The sequence below is a fragment of the Flavobacterium sp. genome (genome assembly GCF_032153895.1).
In the GTDB taxonomy this organism is placed as follows: Bacteria; Bacteroidota; Bacteroidia; order Flavobacteriales; family Flavobacteriaceae; genus Flavobacterium.
Window position 1 is genome coordinate 1 of sequence record NZ_JALDYN010000037.1, and the last position, 18,965, is coordinate 18,965.

An 18,965-nucleotide genomic window follows, 5' to 3' on the forward strand; every position below is an offset into this window, starting at 1 on the left:
CTCGACAGGGTTGATGTGTATTTGTAAATCCTTAATAATTAATGTTTTGTATTTTGTAATTGTGAAAAGAATTTTTGCTGTACCCACGATAAGCAGAGCAACTACTTCTTACCTTTGCCAAAATTTAAAACATGAACTGGTCGGTTTATACAAAAGAGTTTTCGGCAAATTTAAAATTGGCGTACCCGATTATTTTGGGGATGTTGGGGCACACGTTGGTGAGTATTGTCGACAACATCATGGTTGGAAAATTAGGACCGACAGAATTAGCAGCAGCCTCACTAGCGAACAGTTTCGTGTTTATTGCGATGTCCATTGGAATTGGTTTTTCTACAGCCATTACACCCTTAGTAGCCGAAGCAGACGGAGAAAAGAATGTCGATAAAGAGCGCACCATTTTCCATCATGGATTGGTATTGTGCACGGTTTTAGGAGTTAGTTTGTTCTCCATTATCTATTTTTCGAAGCCCTTAATTGGTTTAATGGGACAACCCGATGCGGTAGTTGAAATGGCTAAACCGTTTTTGGATATCGTTGCGTTTTCACTAATTCCGTTAATCATTTTTCAGGGTTACAAACAGTTTGCCGACGGAAAATCAGAAACCAAAGTAGCCATGTGGGCGAATTTACTATGTAACGTAGTGCACTTTTTCCTGAACGTAGTCTTAATCTACGGCTGGTGGTTCTTCCCGAAATTAGGAATGTTGGGTGCAGCCTACGGAACGGTAATTTCCCGTTTTGTCATGCTGATTTACATTCACTATTCATTAAAACATAAGGCACGATTTAAAACTTATTTTGATGGTTTTTCGTTTAAGGAATTGCAGAAAGACATCATCCAGAAAATTGTCAATTTAGGCTTACCATCTTCGATGCAGATGTTTTTTGAAGTCGCATTGTTTACCGGCGCCATCTGGCTTTCTGGTAGACTTGGTACTGCAGCTCAGGCAGCTAATCAGATTGCTTTGAGTTTGGCAACGTTTACCTTTATGTTTGTATCCGGTTTAGGCGTTGCAGGTATGGTTCGTGTAGGGAATTATAAAGGCGCTCAAGATTTTAAAATGTTGCAAACGGTGGCGCGTTCCATCTTTTTATTGGCGATAATCATCCAGGGAATTTTTGCCCTCATTTTTGTGATTTTGCACCCGTATTTACCGCAATTGTTCATGAATGCTGACAATGTAACACAATTAGCCGATAGTTCCGAAGTAATTGCCATCGCTGCTCATTTAATCATCATCGCTGCCATTTTCCAGATTTCCGACGGAATTCAAGTAGTGGTTTTAGGAGCGCTTCGAGGCTTGCAGGATGTCAAAATCCCAATGTACATGACTTTTGTGGCGTATTGGATCGTTGGTTTCCCGATTTCCATTTACTTAGGCTTATACACAAATCTGAAAGCTACCGGAATCTGGATCGGATTACTTTCCGGTTTAACCGTAGCCGCGATATTTTTGTATCTTCGTTTCAATCATTTGAGCAAAAAACTGATTGCACAAAATCATAATTCATAACTCCTAATTCATAATTTTTATGGAATTACCAAAATTTGTAGTAGCTGATAACACCGACTTTCCGGACGATATTTTCATCATTCACTTAGAATTCCCACGTTTTTTAATCAATTTAAAAGACGATTCAGTCGAGTTTTTAGAAGATATTGACGAAGAAGACGAACAGGAAATGGAATCCGAAATGGAGCATTTAATCACTTTAGCAGGCGAGTTTTACGATCGTGAAATGGAGCGTTACGAGGAGTAAGTTTTAGTCACAGTTTACAGTCGCAGTTTTCAGTTTTCGTCATTGCGAGGAAGTATGACGAAGCAATCTTTCGATTACTTAGCGTATAATTTCAAAAGCAACTGAGCGGCAGCAAACGGAGAAATCTCATGGTTTTGCACCGCTTTTTTATTTTCCTCCAACAATTTCTTAATTTCCGGATGGTTGTAGAATTTTTGTTTTAACTGTTCGTTAATGGTTTCAATCAGCCAGTATTGGTTTTGTTCGGAACGTTTTTGCTCGAAAAAATGATTTTCTTTCGTTAGGTTGAAGTATTCGGTAATGGTTTCCCAAACATCAGCAATACCCTCATTTTGTAAAGCACTGCAAGTCGTAACTTTTGGCGACCAGCCCGAATTTTTCATCGGGAATAGGTGTAGAGCTCGATTGTATTCAGTTTTGGCTAAACGGGCACGTTTTACGTTATCGCCATCCGCTTTGTTGATGACAATTAAATCCGCCATTTCCATGATACCGCGTTTAATGCCCTGCAGTTCGTCTCCGGCTCCGGCTAAATTCAACAGTAAAAAGAAATCCACCATACTGTGAACGGCCGTTTCACTTTGTCCAACACCCACCGTTTCAATCAGAATGGTATCAAAACCGCAAGCTTCACATAAAATGATACTTTCACGGGTTTTTCGGGCCACACCACCCAAACTTTCTCCGGAAGCACTTGGCCGGATATAGGCATTTTCATCTTTTACCAGTTCTTCCATACGGGTTTTATCGCCTAAAATACTGCCGTGACTAATTGAGGAACTTGGGTCGACAGCCAAAACGGCTACTTTTTTTCCAATCGAAGTCAAAAATTTTCCGAAAGCTTCAATAAAAGTCGATTTTCCAACACCCGGAACTCCGGTAATTCCAATACGAACAGAATTATTTGCTAAAGGCAGACAGCCTTTGATAATGTTGTTAGCTTTTTCAAGATGCTTTTCGCTGGTGCTTTCCACCAAAGTGATGGCGCGGCTTAGTGCGGTTTTATCGCCCTTTAAGATGTTGGTAATTAACTCTTCAGCTGAAGGTTGCGCTCTTCTAAACTTTTGAATTTGCTCCACAGAAGCGGCACTAATGATTTCCGGTTGTTCAATTCCGTCATTTTCTTTTAAGGCCGATTTTTTATGTGAAGAATCCAAAACAAAAGCTTTTGGTAAAAGTAATAAATAGATTTCAAATTAGTAATACCTTTGCAGGACAACCGTTGTTATGGATAACATTATACTCATTTTCGTTTGCATGCTTTTGGGTTTTCTGCTCAAAAACAACAAAGATTTTCCACTACTCAGTTACAAAGCTCTCAATCAGTTTGTGATTTATATTTCGCTTCCTGCCGTGGCGTTATATTATATTCCGAAGTTGGAAATCAGTAGCAAATTATTGTTTCCGTTGGGAATTGCATGGTTAGGATTTGCGCTTTCGTATTTGTTTTTCAATACATTTTCCAAAATCTTTGGTTGGTCTAATAAATTAACGGGCTGCCTGATTATTGTCGCAGGACTGGGCAATACTTCCTTTGTAGGGTTTCCGGTAATCGAAGCTGTCTATGGTAAAAAAGCATTGGAAACTGCAGTAATTGTAGATCAGCCTGGTTCGTTTGTAGTGGTTTCCACCTTAGCGATTTTGGTTGCAACGTTATATTCCAGACATTCTAGTAATTCTGTAAGTGCTATTTTTAAAAAGATTCTCTTTTTTCCGCCTTTCGTAGCTTTTGTAATTGCGGTTCTGCTCAATGTTCTGAATCTCGATTTTCCTTTGGAATTGCAATCCGTTTTTCAGCGTTTAGGCACTACGGTTACACCAATCGCTTTAGTAGCCGTTGGGATGCAGCTCGAATTCGACTGGAAAAGCAAACACTGGAAATTTCTAACATTAGGCTTGTTGTTTAAATTGTTCATCACACCGGCTTTCTTTTATTTACTCTATGTTATTATCCTAAATGGAAAAGGAGTGGAAATTCAGGTTTCTGTATTAGAATCCGCTATGGCGCCTATGATTACCGGAGCTATCGTGGCTGTGAACTACGGTTTAAAACCCAAACTGGCGAACATGATGATAGGGTTCGGAATTCCGCTTTCGTTTGTAACGTTGGTGTTTTGGTGGTGGGTGTTGAAAGGCTTATAGACTTTCTCATATTTCTTCAACCGCATTTGTAGGGGCTAACAGCTTGGTATCTGTGACGTTATGAGTGAGTAGAAGTCTGTTATCCAACTAAAATCTTTGTACAGATACCAAGCCGATGTTGTTTTTTATTTGGTTTCGATAAAATCTTTTACCTCGCCTTTGTCATTTAATGTCTGAATTTTAGGGTTGCCTTTTTCATCCACATAAATCATCATTTTAGGTTTTCCATCGGGTCCTGATAAGAAAAGTCCGGAACTGTTTCCTTTGGTTCGGCCAATGAAAAGTCTGTTTATGGCTCCTTTTTTACTCCACAATTCATTCAGCTTTAAATTCCTTTCTTTTTCATCAGTAATCTTATTGATTTCCTCAATTTCTTTATTCCTTTCGTCAATATCAGAGCCTAGAGGAAATTCATTAATTTTTATGCCTCTTTGAATAAATGCTTTCCCGTCGGCATAATACTCGTCATTTAAAAGCTGCACCACCTGGTCGTCTTTGTAATTGTCCATGGTAAAAGACATCCCGGATATTATTTTACCGTCTTTAATTTTGGTCTGGTGAATCAGTCCGCCGCATTCGTCACCTTCATTATTAAAAAATATAATTCCAGAAGGGCGTTGTCTTTTTTTCCATTCTTTTCCGTTCATTCTACCGGGATGTTGTCGCGTTTCGTTGCTTAAAACCATTCTAGGCAGATTATCTTCCCCGGTAACGGTAATTTTTTTTACGGTAATTTCATCGAAATGTTCAATGTTGTTTTTTGGTGAAAAACTGTTGAGCATTAAGAACACGACCAATACGGTGCAGGCAAGGGCGTAAGTCATTAGAAAGTTTACTTTCTTTTCGAGTGTTGATTTCATTTTGATATCGATTTTACTTGTTACTAATTTTTTAGCCAAGTTAGAATTTACGTCTATCAAAATGATACACCCAGGTTAACTAATATCCGGATGCGATTCTTTTTCTGATTCTGCTTAAAGATTGAGGCTTAACACCTATGTAGGCAGCGATTAAGTATTGAGGAACTCTTTGGGTTAAGTCAGCATAGTTTTTTTGAAAATGCAGGTAGCGTTCTTCGGGAGTGTGCATGTATAGCGAAAGTAATTGATTAACCACTACTCCAAAGCGGTGTTCCAGAACCATTCTTCCAAACTTGTTACCTTCTTTAATGTCATTATACAGTCTTTGAATACTTTCAAAATCCATAACCAAAAAAGTACAGTCTTCAATTGCTTTTATAGAGTGTACGGCTTTCGATTGCGTGATGAAAGTATGGTATTCAGATACAAATTCTCCTTCCTTGGTAAAATCGGTAATGGCCTCGTTATCATTTTTAAGCACATAATAATAAACAAGTCCTTTTGCCAGAAAACCAACCCTTTTATTTGGTTTGTCGGCTTCCGTGAAATAATCTCCTTTTTTGAGTTCAAGAGGTTTGAATATCTGAGTAATAAGATCCTTTTCCGCATCACTCAAAACCACTAATTGTTCAAAGGTGTTTATTAGGCTTTCGTACATGTTTATTGCTGGCTTTTTATACTTAAAATGGGTTGGTTATGCATGATTTTATTATGAGAGCATAACTGTTTTAAATTTAAAAAAAATAACGATTTAATGGTTATTTTGTAATTAAATAATTTTATTTGTTAAATAGTTACTGTTTTGGTCAAATCGTTAAGAATTTCTCAAATTATATTGCTTCAGTATTGTAAATTGTGCACTTTATTAATCTAACTACAATAAATTATGAAAAAAACATTACTATTTATTTGTACTGTTGCAATTTCTTTGTTGATTCCTGAAAAAATTGGCGCACAGAACTTACAAATGATGCCCATTCAAAGTGGGTTTAACGCCGATGTAATTGCTAACGGTATTGGCTCGTCCACTACTTCAACCACTAACGATGTTGATGGAGTAAATTATGCTTTCGTTTCAAGAGATTTTCAGTTAACATCTGGTAGTGCGACTTTAACTTACGGACTACCAATTAGCGGTCTAATCAACAGTGCTGTGGCTTCACCTTCGGGATTAAGCTATCAGTTGGCATCCTACAGTTCAGACAATGCCTTGCGACTTCAGGATCTTAATGATGCGGGAACTTTGCAGTTTACGACTCCGTTAGCTGCAGTAAATTTATATATGCTGGCAACCGGTGGAAGTGGAGCCTGTACAGTAAGTGTTACGGTAAATTTTACAGATGCTACCACGCAAACTTTTACAAACGTAGCTATAGCAGACTGGTACGGTGGTGCTAATTATGCCATTCAGGGTATCGGAAGAATTAATCGGAACAATGACGTTTTAGAAAGTGGCGGAGGAACCAATCCAAGATTGTATCAAATCCCGTTAGCGATAAATGCTTCTAACCATGCTAAACTTATAGAAAGTGTTACGATTACTAAAACTGCAGCTGCTGGAATTCCCAACATCTTTGCATTTTCGGCTAATGCCTACACAAGCTGTCCGGCTCCTACCAACATTACATTTGCCTCTACGTCAGATGGCGGAATTTTCAACTGGACTGCTCCGGCAAGTGCCCCTTCATCAGGTTACGACTATTATTACAGCAGTTCACCAACACCTCCAACAGCCTCGACTACACCTATGGGAAATGTGGGAGCAGGTGTGACTACTTTAACACTTACTGGGCTTAATTTAGGAGAGACTTATTACCTTTGGATTCGTTCCAATTGCGGGTCAGAACAAGGATTCTGGCAAATGAAAATGTTCACGACCGGTCAGGTAAGTGCCAGCTATACCGCTGGAGAAATCAATACAGAGTATAACAATTCAGGGGTTACGGTAACCAGTTCAAACGCATGTCCGGGAACGTTAACCATTAATGTACCGGCAGGATTTCAGATTGCGTCAACCGCCGTGTCTTACAGCATGACAACCGCTAGTAACGGATGGATGAGTGAGCAGCGTTCTCTTTTGGTATGTACGTCTAACAGTACTGCAGAAGCGGCTGTTTCTTCAGGAGCTGGCGGAACAACCGGAACCTATGCTTATAACAGAACGGGACTAACCATTGCCAACGGTCTTACCGGAAACGTTACTTTTGAGCTTCGCGCCTGGAGAACCTACGGAGGGTCCGCTTGTAATACTACGTACAACAAAGTTGATAACAATTCTTGGAAAATAGATGTAATACTTCAACAGGTTTTATCAACAATCGACGTTGAACAACCAAAAATTAAAGTATATCCTGTGCCGTTTACCGACAGAGTTTATTTGGATAATGCCGACGAAGTAAAATCAATTTCATTCTCCGATGCAACAGGGAAGCTGGTTAAAACAGTCGAGCTGCCTCAGCAAGGTGTTTATGTAGGCGATTTGAATGCAGGGCTTTACATACTTACCATGACGATGCAGGATGGAAGTACAAGACATACCAAAGCAATGAAGCAATAAGAATAAAAATTTGATGGTGTTTTGCCACAAGTTTAGTAATTAAAAAAGCAACCGAAAGGTTGCTTTTTTAGTTTTTGTAATGTCTTTGCGAACGAAGTGAAACGGAAGCGCGGCAATTTGTTGAGCAAATGCAGCATGTCAATCATAGTACAGTCATTGCGAGCGTAACGAAGTGAAGCGCGGCAATCTTTAAATTTGCAACAATCGCCAATTCCTAATCCTTCAAGCAACGAACAGACAAACCGGCTCCAGGACCATTGGTGTTGTCTGAGTTTACATAATTGTCACTATACCACACTAGGCCATTCAAACCAATACAGATCTCTTGTTGGGTTGCAGTCCACCAAATGGCACTGTAGCCCATATCATCAAAACTACCAAAATCATAACGAGCACCGCCAGGAACACCAAAAAAGCCGGATTCGTTTGTGCCATTGCCATTTTCCAACCAACCGTTTTTACTTTTAATTTTTTGTCCTGCGGTATTATTACCTCCTAAATTAGATATTAAACTTTCCCATTCGGTTGTATTGGGGATATGATATCCTTTTGGCGCCAGACCACGAGGGTCATTTACCGCATACCAGTTGTATAGTTTTCCGTATTTTTCTCCGTTTTCAGAATCGTTCTTGTAATAACACCAGGCAGGAGTTTTTTCATCTTGTGCTTTTCGCCACTCCTCATCCGTTTTTGCTTCAAGTATAGCATCGCCATTTCTGAATGTTGCAACATCTAAATTTTGAGTAGTCCAAACTTGTGAGCCAATTTTTATTGTAGAATTTGTAGCTTGGGTAATTTCTTCTTTTGAAGTATTGTTCGAATTGTTACAAGAGGCTATAAATAGTGATAAAAAAGTAATAGCTAGGAATCCTTTAAGTGAGTGTGTAGTCATCATCTTGCGTGTTTGAATAGAAACTTTGTCTATTAATGGATTTTATATTTAATGAATTCTTTTTAAGGTTTATGACAGATAGGTCATGGTAATTTGCAAATGATTACTATTGTTAATGAGTTTGCGTACTGGTGTTTAACGGTAATTACTTTTAGCTATTATTGGCAATAGCTTTTAATAATTACGTGAATATTCAGTCTCTTCAACCAGATATTCTGTTAAGCTTCCATCACTCGTTTTGAACTTAGTTTTCAATGTTTCTCTATTTTCAATTTTCTGATTAAATATCACCAAATGCAAATGTGGTTTAGTGCTCCATCCAACATTTCCGCTATAGCCAATCAACTGACCTTTTGAAACTTTATCTCCAACCTTAACTTTTGAACCATTTAGTTTGATATGGCCGTATTCTGCAAAAGTTCCGTCCGGATGGTAAATCAGTATAAGATTATTGTATTTTGAGCATTCTTTTTTTTCACAACTTATGTTATTCTTCGCTATTACTTTAATGACAACACCTTCTCGAATTGCCATAATCTCTGTTCCGGTTGGCATTTTGAAATCCAAAGAATTTTCATTTTGATGCGAAAAAGTTCCGTTATAGCCTTGAGTTACTTTAAATGTATTTGAGGTGTTGAAAGGTAGATCATAGATGTAATCTTTGTCATACATATCGTTATTATGTTCACCGTAATTCAACAAATAATTATATGAAAACTTATACGCTTTCCCTATTTTAAAAGCTTTAAGAGATGTAAGTAGTTGTTTCTTATTATTGGCCTTAACGACATAAACATTATTATTCCCGCCATCAACATTTAAATTTGTAACAACAAAGTTAATCTTTATACTAACTGGGCAATATTCGTCATTATCAGCATAGATATTATAGCCATTTTCAATTTGTTCATAGTATATTTTAACGTTATGTTCGGCCTGGCATAGTGAAGTTAGTAGTACAAATGCTAATAACAAATAGTTTCTCATTTAATTTATTTTTTAATTGTTGCCAATGTTTTGCAGACTTTGATTAGGCAAAGATTGTTGTTGTGAATACTCACAAATATATCAAAAAGACTTGAAGAAAATATTTGAAAAAATATGACTTTGACTATGTATTATTCCATTGCAAACCAGCTCGTCATTGCGAGCGAAGTGATACGGAGCGAAGCAATCTGTTGACCAAATGTAGTATGTCAACCAAAGTGCCGTCATTGCGAGCGTAGTGAAACGAAGCGCGGCAATCTGTTTAGTAAAAGCAGTGTATGAATCAAAGCACGGTCATTGCGAGTGCAACGAAGTGAAGCGCGGCAATCTATTGAACTTACACATGTACTAAGTAAGTCACCCTGTCATTGCGAGCGTAGTGAAACGAAGCGCGGCAATCTTTTCAATTTACAACAATCTGTTCTTTTCTTTTGTCTTGAAACAAAAGAAACAAAAATTCAAGACTTGGAAAACTCCACCTAAAAATTCAAAGGTATTCCTAAAATATCCGAACTCGCTAGCGCTCAAACAGCGGATATTTCTTAACGGAATCCCTTTAAATTTTCTTAACGGCTGCGTATTCCTAGGTCGTCGTATGGGAGAGATGAATTAATCAATCAAGGAAATAGTTCTCTCAATTAATTCATTTTTAAAATTAAGTAATTCATCTAAGTGGGCTAATGGATATTCATTATTTCCGATGTATACTTTTTTATTTGAATCCGTAAATTTTAATTGACAAATCGTTTTCTTTTGATTGTCATCAACTAAGATGTTAAAAGTCCCTTTTTGGTCACGATAACCAATTCTTGAATTTGGAATTTTCTTGTTTTGAATTAACAATGTTCTAATTGTATGATAAGCTTGTAATTCATCATCAGTCGTTATGACACCTGCAGATTTTGAATTTGTTTTTGTTTCGTGAACTATGATTTTTTCAGTAATAGATTTGAAAAGCGAAGAATTCATTAACTCTTTCATTCTCTCCTCATTGAACTTTGATTTGAAGGTCATTTTCTTGTGAAGTAATTTTAAAAAATCACCAGAAGGACTAATCATTTCCTTTAAAAAAGTAAGTTCAAAATCTTCTATAAATACTGATTCTTGAGCTTTAACAATAATTTCATTTATGTTGATAATCCGAGCGTCAAAATCTAAGAGGTCTTCGATGTCGTTATCGGTGTAGTTTTCAATATCAAAAACAAAGAATGGTTTAGAATCCATTGTATTTACTAAAGCAACATCAGAATAAAAGCGATACTCTCTGCCATTTGTCAATATCGCAATTCTAGAATTTTTAGCGTTTTGAAAATAACCGCTTAATTGACCAGCTTCTTTGTCTGTTAGTTTGCTGGTAAGTTTTTTACATTCAACAATGATTATATCTTTTCTGCCAAGTTTTATAGCATAGTCAACCTTGTTGCTAACTCGGTCTCCAAAATCAGCTTCATACTCTGGAATTAAATCCTCATGAGCATAATTAAGCAGCATAAAAAATGGGTCTATCAAAAACTTTTTTGTTTGTGCTTCATTTGAACAATTTTCAGCTTTTTGGATAAAATTAAAATTGTCCAATGATTTTTTTAAGTGATTGAAAGCCTGTTTTTTGTTTATTAATGACATATCAATATTGAATTTAGAGTTTCTTGGTTTTTGATTTAATTCTCAGTTTATCAAACATAAAGATAAAAATCTACTTACACAATCCCTAAATTTAGTGATATTTCAAAATGCTACTGCAGTACAATCTTATGACTAAATTGTTTTGTCCTGTATAAGCCAATCCCAATTCTGATATATAGCGTATCAAAGCCGTACTAAAGCCGTACTAAAGCCGAGTAAACCCCGATGAAGAAACCAACAAAAATTGAGCCTCATAGGTAAAGAAGTGGTAACATAGTATAAGCTATCCAAAAGACAGCCATAAAACCCAAACCCCACAATCCCTAAATTTAGTGATATTTATAACTATTCTCCAGCTTAAGAAATTCAATAAAACCCTTAATTCAGCCCTGGTTTTATTTTTGACGCGTCATGGTAACGTCATGGATGCGTCATGGTAACCTTATGCCAGCCTTATGCAAAAGTCAACCTTAATTCCGATATATAGCGTATATATAGCGTATATATAGCGTGTTTATAGCGTATATAACTCGAGTAAACCCCGATAAAGAAACCAACGAAAATAGAACCTCATAGGTAAAGAAGTAGTAACATAGTATAAGCTATTCAAAAGACAGCCATAAAAGCCGCCATCGCCATAATAAACGCAAGACAAAACCAAAACATCTGATTTCTTTCCTAAATTTGTTTAAAAATAATCCGCATGACACTCACACCCGAAATACTCCAAAAGCTACAAACCATCGTTGGCTATGCTTTCGTGTTTACAGACGAAACAACCCGTAACCATTACGGTCACGACGAAACCGAAGACTATGTGTTTCCGCCTTCTGTTGTAGTCAAACCGGCATCGGCTCAGGAAATTTCGGAGATTGTGAAACTAGCGAATCAGTATAACCTTCCCGTAGTGCCCATCGGAGGAAGAACAGGGTTGAGTGGAGGCGCACTAAGCATTCATCAAGGCATCGGTTTAGCCACAGACCGACTGAATAAGATTCTTGAAATTGACGAAAGAAACCTTCAGGTAGTAACCGAACCCGCTGTCATTACGCAAGTTTTGCAGGAAACACTATTAGAAAAAGGACTTTTCTATCCCGTAGACCCGAGCAGTCGCGGTAGTTGTTTTATCGGTGGTAATGTAGCCGAAAATGCCGGAGGAGCAAGAGCCGTAAAATATGGTGTTACTAAAGATTATATACTCAATTTAGAAGTAGTTCTACCCACCGGAGAAATCATCTGGACGGGAGCCAATACCTTAAAAAACTCCACTGGGTACAACTTGACGCAGTTAATGGTCGGCAGCGAAGGAACCTTGGGAATCATCACAAAAATAGTACTGAAGCTGTTGCCTAAGAACTCGCATAACGTCTTAATGTTAGTCCCTTTTTACCAAGCCGAACAAGCCTGCGAAGCCGTATCGGCCATCTTCAGAGCGGGAGTGACTCCCAGTGCTTTAGAATTCATGGAACGCGATGCTATCGATTGGGCGATTAAATACATCGATGGGGTTAATGTAGCTATTAAAGATGAAATACAAGCCCATTTGCTAATCGAAGTCGACGGCAATTATCCTGATGTACTGATGTTGGAAGCCGAAAAAATCATGGGTGTAGTCGAACAGTTCCAAATTGATGAAATCCTGTTTGCCGATACCGAAGACCAGAAAAATGCTTTATGGCGTATGCGCAGAGGAGTAGCCGAAGCAGTTAAATCGAATTCGGTATACAAAGAAGAAGATACGGTGGTGCCGCGTTATGAACTGCCAACTTTACTGAAAGGCATTAAAGAAATCGGAGATAAATACGGTTTCAAATCCGTCTGTTACGGACATGCCGGTGATGGAAACTTACACGTCAACATCATCAAAGCCGATATGACCGACGAGAACTGGCAAACCGAAGTACCCAAAGGCATCCGTGAAATCTTCGAACTGACTGTAGCCTTAAAAGGGACTCTTTCCGGCGAACACGGTATCGGTTATGTACAGAAAAACTATATGGATATTGCTTTCAGTAGAGGACAACTCCAGTTGATGAAAAGCATTAAAAAAGTATTCGATCCAAATAACATACTCAATCCCGGTAAAATCTTCCCGGATTCAATTTGATACTATCAAAAAGGACGCTTACTAAAGTGTCCTTTTTTATTTATTTCTATATGCCGTTAAAGTAGCATCCGGATTTTTAAACGTAGGCGGATGTTCAGTAATAGTAGCGTTACGCTTTTTGTTGAGCTTCATGGTAATATCGGCTTCCGTAGTAAACAACAGCATCCACATAAACGGGTTGTTGATGTAGGGTGTCAGTTCCGATTCTAAATCATCTAACGCAATAACCTTTTCCTCTTCCTGTAAACCCTCGTTATAGCTTTTGAAGGTTACTGCTAGTTTTAGTATATCATCAATAACAGTCGTTCTAACGTAAATATTCAGTAATTCCGGTTTGCCAACGGTTTTAGTGAAGGTTAACTTAGCAAAAGTACCTGCGGCAATACTGTCTTGAACAGCAGCAAAGAAAGCGGTATAAACAATCGTATTAGTCATTTGTAATGGAGTCTAAGCAAATAATTCTTCAAAAGTAGGCTATTACGGCGTAAGGGCTTAATTTTAACAGATAAATCTTTTATAAAGATTGCTTTTTGATGTTTTGTAGGCTAGTTTTGCACTGTGAAAAATGCCATCGTAATAGTAGTGTTCCTGTTCTTTATGAAACCGATTCTTCCGGTGATGGACTACGTTTTCAATTACGAATACATTGTAAAAGAGCTTTGTGAGAACAAAGCCAAACCTGAAATGCAGTGTAACGGGAAGTGTTATTTGATGAAAGAAATGGCAAAAACCTCCGAGAATGACAATCCGGTTTCTTCCGATAAAAAAGCTTCACATCACGAGTTTGAAGTGTTGTACCTAACGGCTATTGGTAATTACGATATTGTAGGTTTGCAGGAACCTATTTCTTCCGAAGTCAATGCTGATTATTCCAACTTGTATTTTCTGGAAAAAACCGTTTCCTTTTTCCATCCACCGAGTAGTATTGCTTAAATAGTAGCAAGCGTTTTTCAGTGTCATTTCTTTTGATGCCGAGTAAACCTATATGATGTCGCCTGATTGTTCGGGACGATGTAACCTGACTTTTAATCAATACAATTCATAAAAATGCAATTAAAAAATTTAGTAGCCGCTTTGGCTATGGCAACAGCTTTGGTTTCTTGTAACCAAGACGATAACAACCAAGTAAGTACAACTGAAAAAGGAAACCTAAACGTTGAATTTGACAATGTTTTCAATGGTGCCGATTTAATTTTAAATACACAAGTAAACACCACTTCATTAAACGAGAACCTAAAGGTAGGTTTGGTGAAATACATCGTAAGCAATATCGTTTTAACCAAAGCGGATGGAACTACGTTTACTTATCCAACTGCTGATGGTTATTTTATTGTAAATGAGTCTGATGCGGCTTCTCGTGTATTGCAATTGCAGGACATTCCGGCTGGAGATTACACTTCAATCCAATTCGGAATTGGGGTTGACCAAGAGCACTTTAATTTAGGAGCTGGCGGTCAAGGCGATTTCTTAGCACATGCTCAAAACGAAGACATGCTTTGGAGCTGGAGTGCCGGGTACAAATTCGTAGCTTTTGAAGGTACTTTTACTTCGGCTACTGTAGCTTCCGATACTTCATTTATGGTACATACCGGTCAAACCGGAACAGCCTACAACTATAAAGTAATCACTTTAGCTATGCCGGACAATGCTTTGGTGCGAAGTACTATCACACCGCAAATCCACATTATGGCAGATGTATCGAAACTAATTGACGGAACCAATAAAATCAGCCTTACCAACAACAATATGGGTGGAATGGGTACCATGATTATGGGCGGAACTAATCTGGAATTGATCACTTCGAATTTGACAAACATGTTCTCTGTACATCACGTACACAACGATTAATGTATCAAAACACCGTTTGTATGAAATCCAAAGTGTTTGGGCTGTTTCTTGCTGCATTACTTTTTGGTTGCAGTACTGAAGACAGTGAGGATGAGGAATATCAAAACATTCCGATAGCCTTTCAGGTACCGTCTAATTTTCCGCCGTTGGTTTATAATCTTTCTTCCAATCCGTTAACCGAAAAAGGTTTTGAATTAGGAAAGAAGTTATTCTACGACGGGCGTTTGGCTTCAGACGGCTTGGTTTCGTGTGCGTTTTGTCATATCCAACAGGATGCGTTTACCCATCACGGGCACACGGTGAGTCACGGGGTAAATAATGCCGTTGGAACCCGAAATGCACAACCAATACAGAATTTAGCCTTTCAGAATGTTTTCATGTGGGATGGAGCTGCGAATCATTTGGATATGCAGGCTATTATTCCGTTTACCAGTGAAATTGAAATGAATGGTAATTTCACCGATGCCGTTGCCATGATGAAAGCCGATCAGGAGTACCGAAAATTGTTTAAAGCGGCTTTTGTGAATGGAGAAGTAAATTCGGCAAACATGTTGAAAGCGCTTGCTCAGTTCATGATTATGGCGGTTTCTTCCAACTCAAAGTTTGACAAATACCGTCGTGGTGAATCGGGAGGTACATTGTCACAAACCGAAATGGAAGGGTATTCCGTTTTTAATCAAAAATGCGCTTCCTGTCACGCTACTGATTTGTTCACTGACAATTCATTCCGAAATAACGGCTTGGCAGTCAATCCGGCTGTTGATGACAAAGGAAGATATCGTGTAACCGAGTTGGAGCAGGATAAGTACAAATTCAAAGTACCGAGTTTGCGCAATGTAGAGAAAACAGCGCCGTATATGCATGATGGTCGTTTCTTTACGTTGGATGCAGTTTTAAACCATTATACGAATGGCGTAACTAATTCGGCGACATTAGATAATTCCTTGAGCAACAACGGAGTTCTCGGAATTCCATTAACTAACGATGAGAAAGTAAAGATTATTGCTTTTCTCAAAACCTTAACCGATACTGAGTTTTTAACCAATCCTCAATTATCAGAATTTTAAAGATGAAAAAATATATTTTGTTTTACCTGTTGCTTTTTCTTCAAAACGGATGGGCTTCAGAATTGGATAGTTTACATTATCAGCACTATTTTAAAAGACAGTTTTTGCTTATAGAAGACGATTGCGATGCTTGCGGATGTTCAGCCAGTGGCGGCAGTATGGGGTTTTCTTCTATGTTGAACTCTAATTTTGTTTGTGTTCGTTATTTTTATCAAAGTTACCGAAGCAATGATAAATTGTACACCAATTCCGTTTGGCACAATGAAAATTTTAATACCGTACAGTTGTGGGCAAGGATTCCTGTGTTGAAAAAAATACAGTTAACCGTTTTAGCGCCGTATCATTTTAATAACAGAACAACAGATTCGGGTAACCAAAGTATTTCAGGAATTGGAGATGTTACCGTTTTAGGAATGTGCAGCATTTACCAGACCCAAAAAGATAGTGCTACAGTAAGACACAATGTTCAGCTTGGAGCAGGAGTGAAGGCACCAATCGGGAAGTTTGATGAAAAGAATAACGGCAGCGTTAATCCGAGTTTTCAATTGGGAACTGGAAGCTGGGACTATCTTATAGCGTCAGAATACGTACTTCGCTACAGGAAATTCGGTTTAAATACGATGGCAAATTATATCGTTAAAACTGAAAATGAAAAGAACTATCGTTTTGGGAACCAATGGAATTATGCCGGTACTTTTTTTTACGTTTGGGAGAAAGATTTACTTTCCTTGGCGCCTCAGTTGGGAATAGCCGGAGAAGTGTACGAAAGTAATGTACAACACAAACAACGCGTTCGCGATACTTCAGGAGATGTGTTATTTGGAAAAATCGGTTTCGAAATCAACAGAAAGAAATTTTCTTTTGGAGCCAATACTATGTTTCCTATTCAGCAAAATTTAAACGGTGGAAAGATAGAAGCCCAATACCGGTTAAGTTTTAATTTGAATTACACGTTATAATAAAAAAGCCTCAGTTGAGGCTTTTTTATAATCCAAGTTGTTTTCGAACACTTGTCGTCAATATTTTATCCAAAAAATCAATTTGATCTTCATCGTGATTTAAGAAACGCCACTCGTTTTTAGTTAAAGAATCCGAAATAGCTATCAACATATCAGGTCCTTCTAACAGGAAACCGTTGCGTTCTTTTTCATAAGTGATTTTGTAATTTTTCATGCTTGACTGAAAAGCTTCTGTCATAATCGATACGGTTTCCTCATCCAAAGGTTCTTCAAATTTCATGCGTAAAGCGTTGTTATAAGAAATAAGGCAGAACTTCTGATTGCCAATGGTTTTAATATCAGAATATTTAAAATTCGCTGTTGGATTTACAAATCGGATGCTGAATTCATCATTCTGAAAGGTTTTATCTAAAGTTTCATACATGGTGTTTCTGTCCACAATATCAAAGATTTTCGGGTAGGTGTAATCCAAAATAGTATTGAAGTCCATGTTGTACGTGGCATCGTAAACTTTTTTAGCATCGCGCTCCAGATTTTTAGGTATTTGCGCGTTTAAAAGTACCGATGTTAAAGTAATTATTGAAAGTAGTAAGATTCTCATTGTGATTAATTTTAGTTAAAGCTAATAAAAAAATCCCCAAAATATGGGGACTCTAGAATATTTATGGATTTAAAAACTATTCGTTAACGATAATCCATTCGCCTGAAGCTAATAATGCTTCTGCTTTTTTGAATTTCATAGTTTCCGATTTTCCACTCAAAACGTGTTTAATCGTCACATTGTCATTACGGTTGATTTTCGGCGCATCACGAACAATAGTTTCAGTCGCATGATGTTGCTGTTGTTGCGCAGCTTGTCCGGCTTCACGGTTTTTGGCTGCCAATTCATCAGTGTTTAAAACTTCTTCTTTAGAAGTTGTGTAATCTTCCTGTACCGGAGTTTCATCAGCTTCCTGAATGTTATTCGGATTTTGAGAAGGCAAATCACCTTTGAATAAGAAAGATGAAACCTCTTTATTCACACCGTCTAACATCTTTTTGAACAAGTTGAACGCTTCGAATTTATAAATCAACAACGGATCTTTTTGCTCGTGAACTGCCAACTGAACTGATTGTTTCAACTCGTCCATTTTACGTAAATGTTTCTTCCAAGCTTCGTCAACAATCGCTAATGTAATGTTCTTTTCGAAATCGGATAACAATGTTTTTCCTTCGCTGGTGTACGCTTTCTCTAAATCGGTAACCACATTTAATGATTTGATACCGTCTGTGAAAGGAACCACAATACGCTCGTACTGGCCATTGTTGTTTTCGTATACATTTTTGATAACGGCGAAAGCTTCTTTAGCGTTGCGTTCTTGCTTAGAAGAATACGCTTCCATTGCAGCTTTGTATACTTTTCCGGCGATTTCCATTTCTGATAATTTGTTGAAATCGTTTTCAGAAATTGGAGATTCAATCGCGAAATTACGGATCAATTCAAATTCAAAATTTTTGAAATCTTTCGTCAGTTTATTGTTTTCTGCAATAGATTCCGCTAAGTCGTACATCATGTTAGCGATGTCTACTTTTAAACGTTCTCCGTGTAAAGCATGACGACGACGTTTGTATACCACTTCACGTTGCGCGTTCATTACGTCATCATATTCTAATAAACGTTTACGAACTCCGAAGTTGTTTTCTTCTACTTTTTTCTGAGCTCTTTCAATCGATTTGGTCATCATCGAATGTTGAATAACTTCCCCTTCTTTGATTCCCAAACGGTCCATCATTTTAGCTACACGCTCCGAACCGAACAAACGCATCAAGTTATCTTCCAAAGATACATAGAACTGTGAACTTCCCGGATCTCCCTGACGTCCTGAACGACCACGTAACTGACGGTCTACACGACGCGAATCGTGACGCTCCGTACCGATGATCGCCAAACCACCAGCCGCTTTTACTTCGTCAGACAATTTAATATCCGTACCACGACCGGCCATGTTGGTTGCAATGGTTACCACACCAGGTTTACCAGCTTCGGCAACGATTTGAGCTTCTTGCTTGTGTAATTTCGCATTCAATACGTTGTGCTGGATTCCTTTCATTTTAAGCATACGGCTCAATAATTCTGAAATCTCAACCGAAGTTGTACCGATTAACACCGGACGACCTTCTGC

Annotated in this window: 17 protein-coding genes and 1 pseudogene; 9 read left to right on the forward strand and 9 right to left on the reverse strand. The window is 38.0% G+C overall.

Annotation, left to right across the window (positions count from 1 at the left end; genetic code table 11):
• Positions 1-131 precede the first annotated feature (131 nt).
• Together RUH60_RS10335 and RUH60_RS10340 are read left to right on the forward strand one after the other, a co-directional pair.
• Positions 132-1,514, forward strand: coding sequence for an MATE family efflux transporter (locus RUH60_RS10335; RefSeq protein WP_313808035.1), 1,383 nt, complete (start codon positions 132-134; stop codon positions 1,512-1,514).
• 19 nt (positions 1,515-1,533) lie between these two features.
• Positions 1,534-1,761 (forward strand): hypothetical protein, encoded by a 228-nt coding sequence (locus tag RUH60_RS10340; RefSeq protein WP_313808037.1) that lies wholly within the window; start codon positions 1,534-1,536, stop codon positions 1,759-1,761.
• Positions 1,762-1,835: 74 nt separating this feature from the next.
• Here the strand turns inward: RUH60_RS10340 and meaB are convergent, their stop codons facing one another.
• Positions 1,836-2,918, reverse strand: a complete 1,083-nt coding sequence (gene meaB, locus RUH60_RS10345; protein ID WP_313808039.1) for a methylmalonyl Co-A mutase-associated GTPase MeaB — start codon at positions 2,916-2,918, stop codon at positions 1,836-1,838.
• 70 nt (positions 2,919-2,988) lie between these two features.
• On the opposite strand from meaB, the gene RUH60_RS10350 reads away from it, so the two are divergent.
• A complete protein-coding gene (locus RUH60_RS10350) occupies positions 2,989-3,903 on the forward strand; it encodes an AEC family transporter (protein ID WP_313808041.1) in 915 nt (304 codons plus the stop codon).
• Positions 3,904-4,028: 125 nt separating this feature from the next.
• On the opposite strand, the gene RUH60_RS10355 is transcribed toward RUH60_RS10350, so the two are convergent.
• The gene (locus RUH60_RS10355; protein WP_313808042.1) at positions 4,029-4,763 is read right to left on the reverse strand and encodes a hypothetical protein; all 735 of its coding nucleotides are present in this window, start codon (positions 4,761-4,763) and stop codon (positions 4,029-4,031) included.
• 79 nt (positions 4,764-4,842) lie between these two features.
• Positions 4,843-5,421 carry a Crp/Fnr family transcriptional regulator gene (locus RUH60_RS10360; protein ID WP_313808044.1) on the reverse strand — a complete coding sequence of 193 codons (579 nt, stop codon included), beginning with the start codon at positions 5,419-5,421 and terminating at the stop codon, positions 4,843-4,845.
• 228 nt (positions 5,422-5,649) lie between these two features.
• Between RUH60_RS10360 and RUH60_RS10365 the strand changes: the two genes are divergently transcribed.
• On the forward strand, positions 5,650-7,320 hold the full coding sequence (locus RUH60_RS10365; protein ID WP_313808046.1) for a T9SS type A sorting domain-containing protein: 1,671 nt from the start codon (positions 5,650-5,652) through the stop codon (positions 7,318-7,320).
• A gap of 214 nt (positions 7,321-7,534) precedes the next feature.
• On the opposite strand, the gene RUH60_RS10370 is transcribed toward RUH60_RS10365, so the two are convergent.
• The 3 genes from RUH60_RS10370 to RUH60_RS10380 all read right to left on the reverse strand — a co-directional run bounded on the left by RUH60_RS10370 (position 7,535) and on the right by RUH60_RS10380 (position 10,822).
• Positions 7,535-8,215 (reverse strand): fibrobacter succinogenes major paralogous domain-containing protein, encoded by a 681-nt coding sequence (locus tag RUH60_RS10370; protein ID WP_313808048.1) that lies wholly within the window; start codon positions 8,213-8,215, stop codon positions 7,535-7,537.
• Between the two features lie 171 nt (positions 8,216-8,386).
• Complete coding sequence (locus RUH60_RS10375; protein WP_313808050.1) at positions 8,387-9,199, reverse strand: M23 family metallopeptidase; 813 nt, start codon at positions 9,197-9,199, stop codon at positions 8,387-8,389.
• A gap of 609 nt (positions 9,200-9,808) precedes the next feature.
• Positions 9,809-10,822, reverse strand: a complete 1,014-nt coding sequence (locus tag RUH60_RS10380; RefSeq protein WP_313808052.1) for a type I restriction enzyme HsdR N-terminal domain-containing protein — start codon at positions 10,820-10,822, stop codon at positions 9,809-9,811.
• A gap of 703 nt (positions 10,823-11,525) precedes the next feature.
• Between RUH60_RS10380 and RUH60_RS10385 the strand changes: the two genes are divergently transcribed.
• Positions 11,526-12,929, forward strand: a complete 1,404-nt coding sequence (locus tag RUH60_RS10385) for an FAD-linked oxidase C-terminal domain-containing protein (protein WP_313808054.1) — start codon at positions 11,526-11,528, stop codon at positions 12,927-12,929.
• Between the two features lie 36 nt (positions 12,930-12,965).
• On the opposite strand, the gene RUH60_RS10390 is transcribed toward RUH60_RS10385, so the two are convergent.
• Positions 12,966-13,364, reverse strand: coding sequence for a hypothetical protein (locus RUH60_RS10390; RefSeq protein WP_313808056.1), 399 nt, complete (start codon positions 13,362-13,364; stop codon positions 12,966-12,968).
• Between the two features lie 123 nt (positions 13,365-13,487).
• Here RUH60_RS10390 and RUH60_RS10395 point away from each other — a divergent pair, with 123 nt between their 5' ends.
• The 4 genes from RUH60_RS10395 to RUH60_RS10410 all read left to right on the forward strand — a co-directional run bounded on the left by RUH60_RS10395 (position 13,488) and on the right by RUH60_RS10410 (position 16,803).
• Positions 13,488-13,862, forward strand: coding sequence for a hypothetical protein (locus RUH60_RS10395; RefSeq protein ID WP_313808058.1), 375 nt, complete (start codon positions 13,488-13,490; stop codon positions 13,860-13,862).
• 114 nt (positions 13,863-13,976) lie between these two features.
• A complete protein-coding gene (locus RUH60_RS10400; RefSeq protein WP_313808060.1) occupies positions 13,977-14,777 on the forward strand; it encodes an MbnP family protein in 801 nt (266 codons plus the stop codon).
• Between the two features lie 20 nt (positions 14,778-14,797).
• Positions 14,798-15,844 carry a cytochrome-c peroxidase gene (locus RUH60_RS10405; RefSeq protein ID WP_313808062.1) on the forward strand — a complete coding sequence of 349 codons (1,047 nt, stop codon included), beginning with the start codon at positions 14,798-14,800 and terminating at the stop codon, positions 15,842-15,844.
• Between the two features lie 2 nt (positions 15,845-15,846).
• Positions 15,847-16,803, forward strand: coding sequence for a transporter (locus RUH60_RS10410; protein ID WP_313808063.1), 957 nt, complete (start codon positions 15,847-15,849; stop codon positions 16,801-16,803).
• Between the two features lie 25 nt (positions 16,804-16,828).
• Here the strand turns inward: RUH60_RS10410 and RUH60_RS10415 are convergent, their stop codons facing one another.
• Together RUH60_RS10415 and secA are read right to left on the reverse strand one after the other, a co-directional pair.
• Positions 16,829-17,404: a hypothetical protein gene (locus RUH60_RS10415; protein ID WP_313808064.1), complete on the reverse strand. Its 576-nt coding sequence runs from the start codon at positions 17,402-17,404 to the stop codon at positions 16,829-16,831.
• Between the two features lie 76 nt (positions 17,405-17,480).
• Positions 17,481-18,965 (reverse strand): annotated as a pseudogene (gene secA, locus RUH60_RS10420) (preprotein translocase subunit SecA); the annotation flags it as partial.

Excerpts from the sequence above, each read along its gene's own strand:
- RUH60_RS10335 (WP_313808035.1), top strand. The coding sequence starts at position 132 with ATGAACTGGTCGGTTTATACAAAAGAGTTTTCGGCAAATTTAAAATTG.
- RUH60_RS10405 (WP_313808062.1), top strand. The coding sequence starts at position 14,798 with ATGAAATCCAAAGTGTTTGGGCTGTTTCTTGCTGCATTACTTTTTGGT.
- RUH60_RS10375 (WP_313808050.1), bottom strand. The coding sequence starts at position 9,199 with ATGAGAAACTATTTGTTATTAGCATTTGTACTACTAACTTCACTATGC.
- RUH60_RS10390 (WP_313808056.1), bottom strand. The coding sequence starts at position 13,364 with ATGACTAATACGATTGTTTATACCGCTTTCTTTGCTGCTGTTCAAGAC.
- RUH60_RS10380 (WP_313808052.1), bottom strand. The coding sequence starts at position 10,822 with ATGTCATTAATAAACAAAAAACAGGCTTTCAATCACTTAAAAAAATCA.
- RUH60_RS10370 (WP_313808048.1), bottom strand. The coding sequence starts at position 8,215 with ATGATGACTACACACTCACTTAAAGGATTCCTAGCTATTACTTTTTTA.
- RUH60_RS10350 (WP_313808041.1), top strand. The coding sequence starts at position 2,989 with ATGGATAACATTATACTCATTTTCGTTTGCATGCTTTTGGGTTTTCTG.
- RUH60_RS10385 (WP_313808054.1), top strand. The coding sequence starts at position 11,526 with ATGACACTCACACCCGAAATACTCCAAAAGCTACAAACCATCGTTGGC.
- RUH60_RS10365 (WP_313808046.1), top strand. The coding sequence starts at position 5,650 with ATGAAAAAAACATTACTATTTATTTGTACTGTTGCAATTTCTTTGTTG.
- RUH60_RS10355 (WP_313808042.1), bottom strand. The coding sequence starts at position 4,763 with ATGAAATCAACACTCGAAAAGAAAGTAAACTTTCTAATGACTTACGCC.
- RUH60_RS10340 (WP_313808037.1), top strand. The coding sequence starts at position 1,534 with ATGGAATTACCAAAATTTGTAGTAGCTGATAACACCGACTTTCCGGAC.
- RUH60_RS10410 (WP_313808063.1), top strand. The coding sequence starts at position 15,847 with ATGAAAAAATATATTTTGTTTTACCTGTTGCTTTTTCTTCAAAACGGA.
- RUH60_RS10360 (WP_313808044.1), bottom strand. The coding sequence starts at position 5,421 with ATGTACGAAAGCCTAATAAACACCTTTGAACAATTAGTGGTTTTGAGT.
- RUH60_RS10400 (WP_313808060.1), top strand. The coding sequence starts at position 13,977 with ATGCAATTAAAAAATTTAGTAGCCGCTTTGGCTATGGCAACAGCTTTG.
- RUH60_RS10415 (WP_313808064.1), bottom strand. The coding sequence starts at position 17,404 with ATGAGAATCTTACTACTTTCAATAATTACTTTAACATCGGTACTTTTA.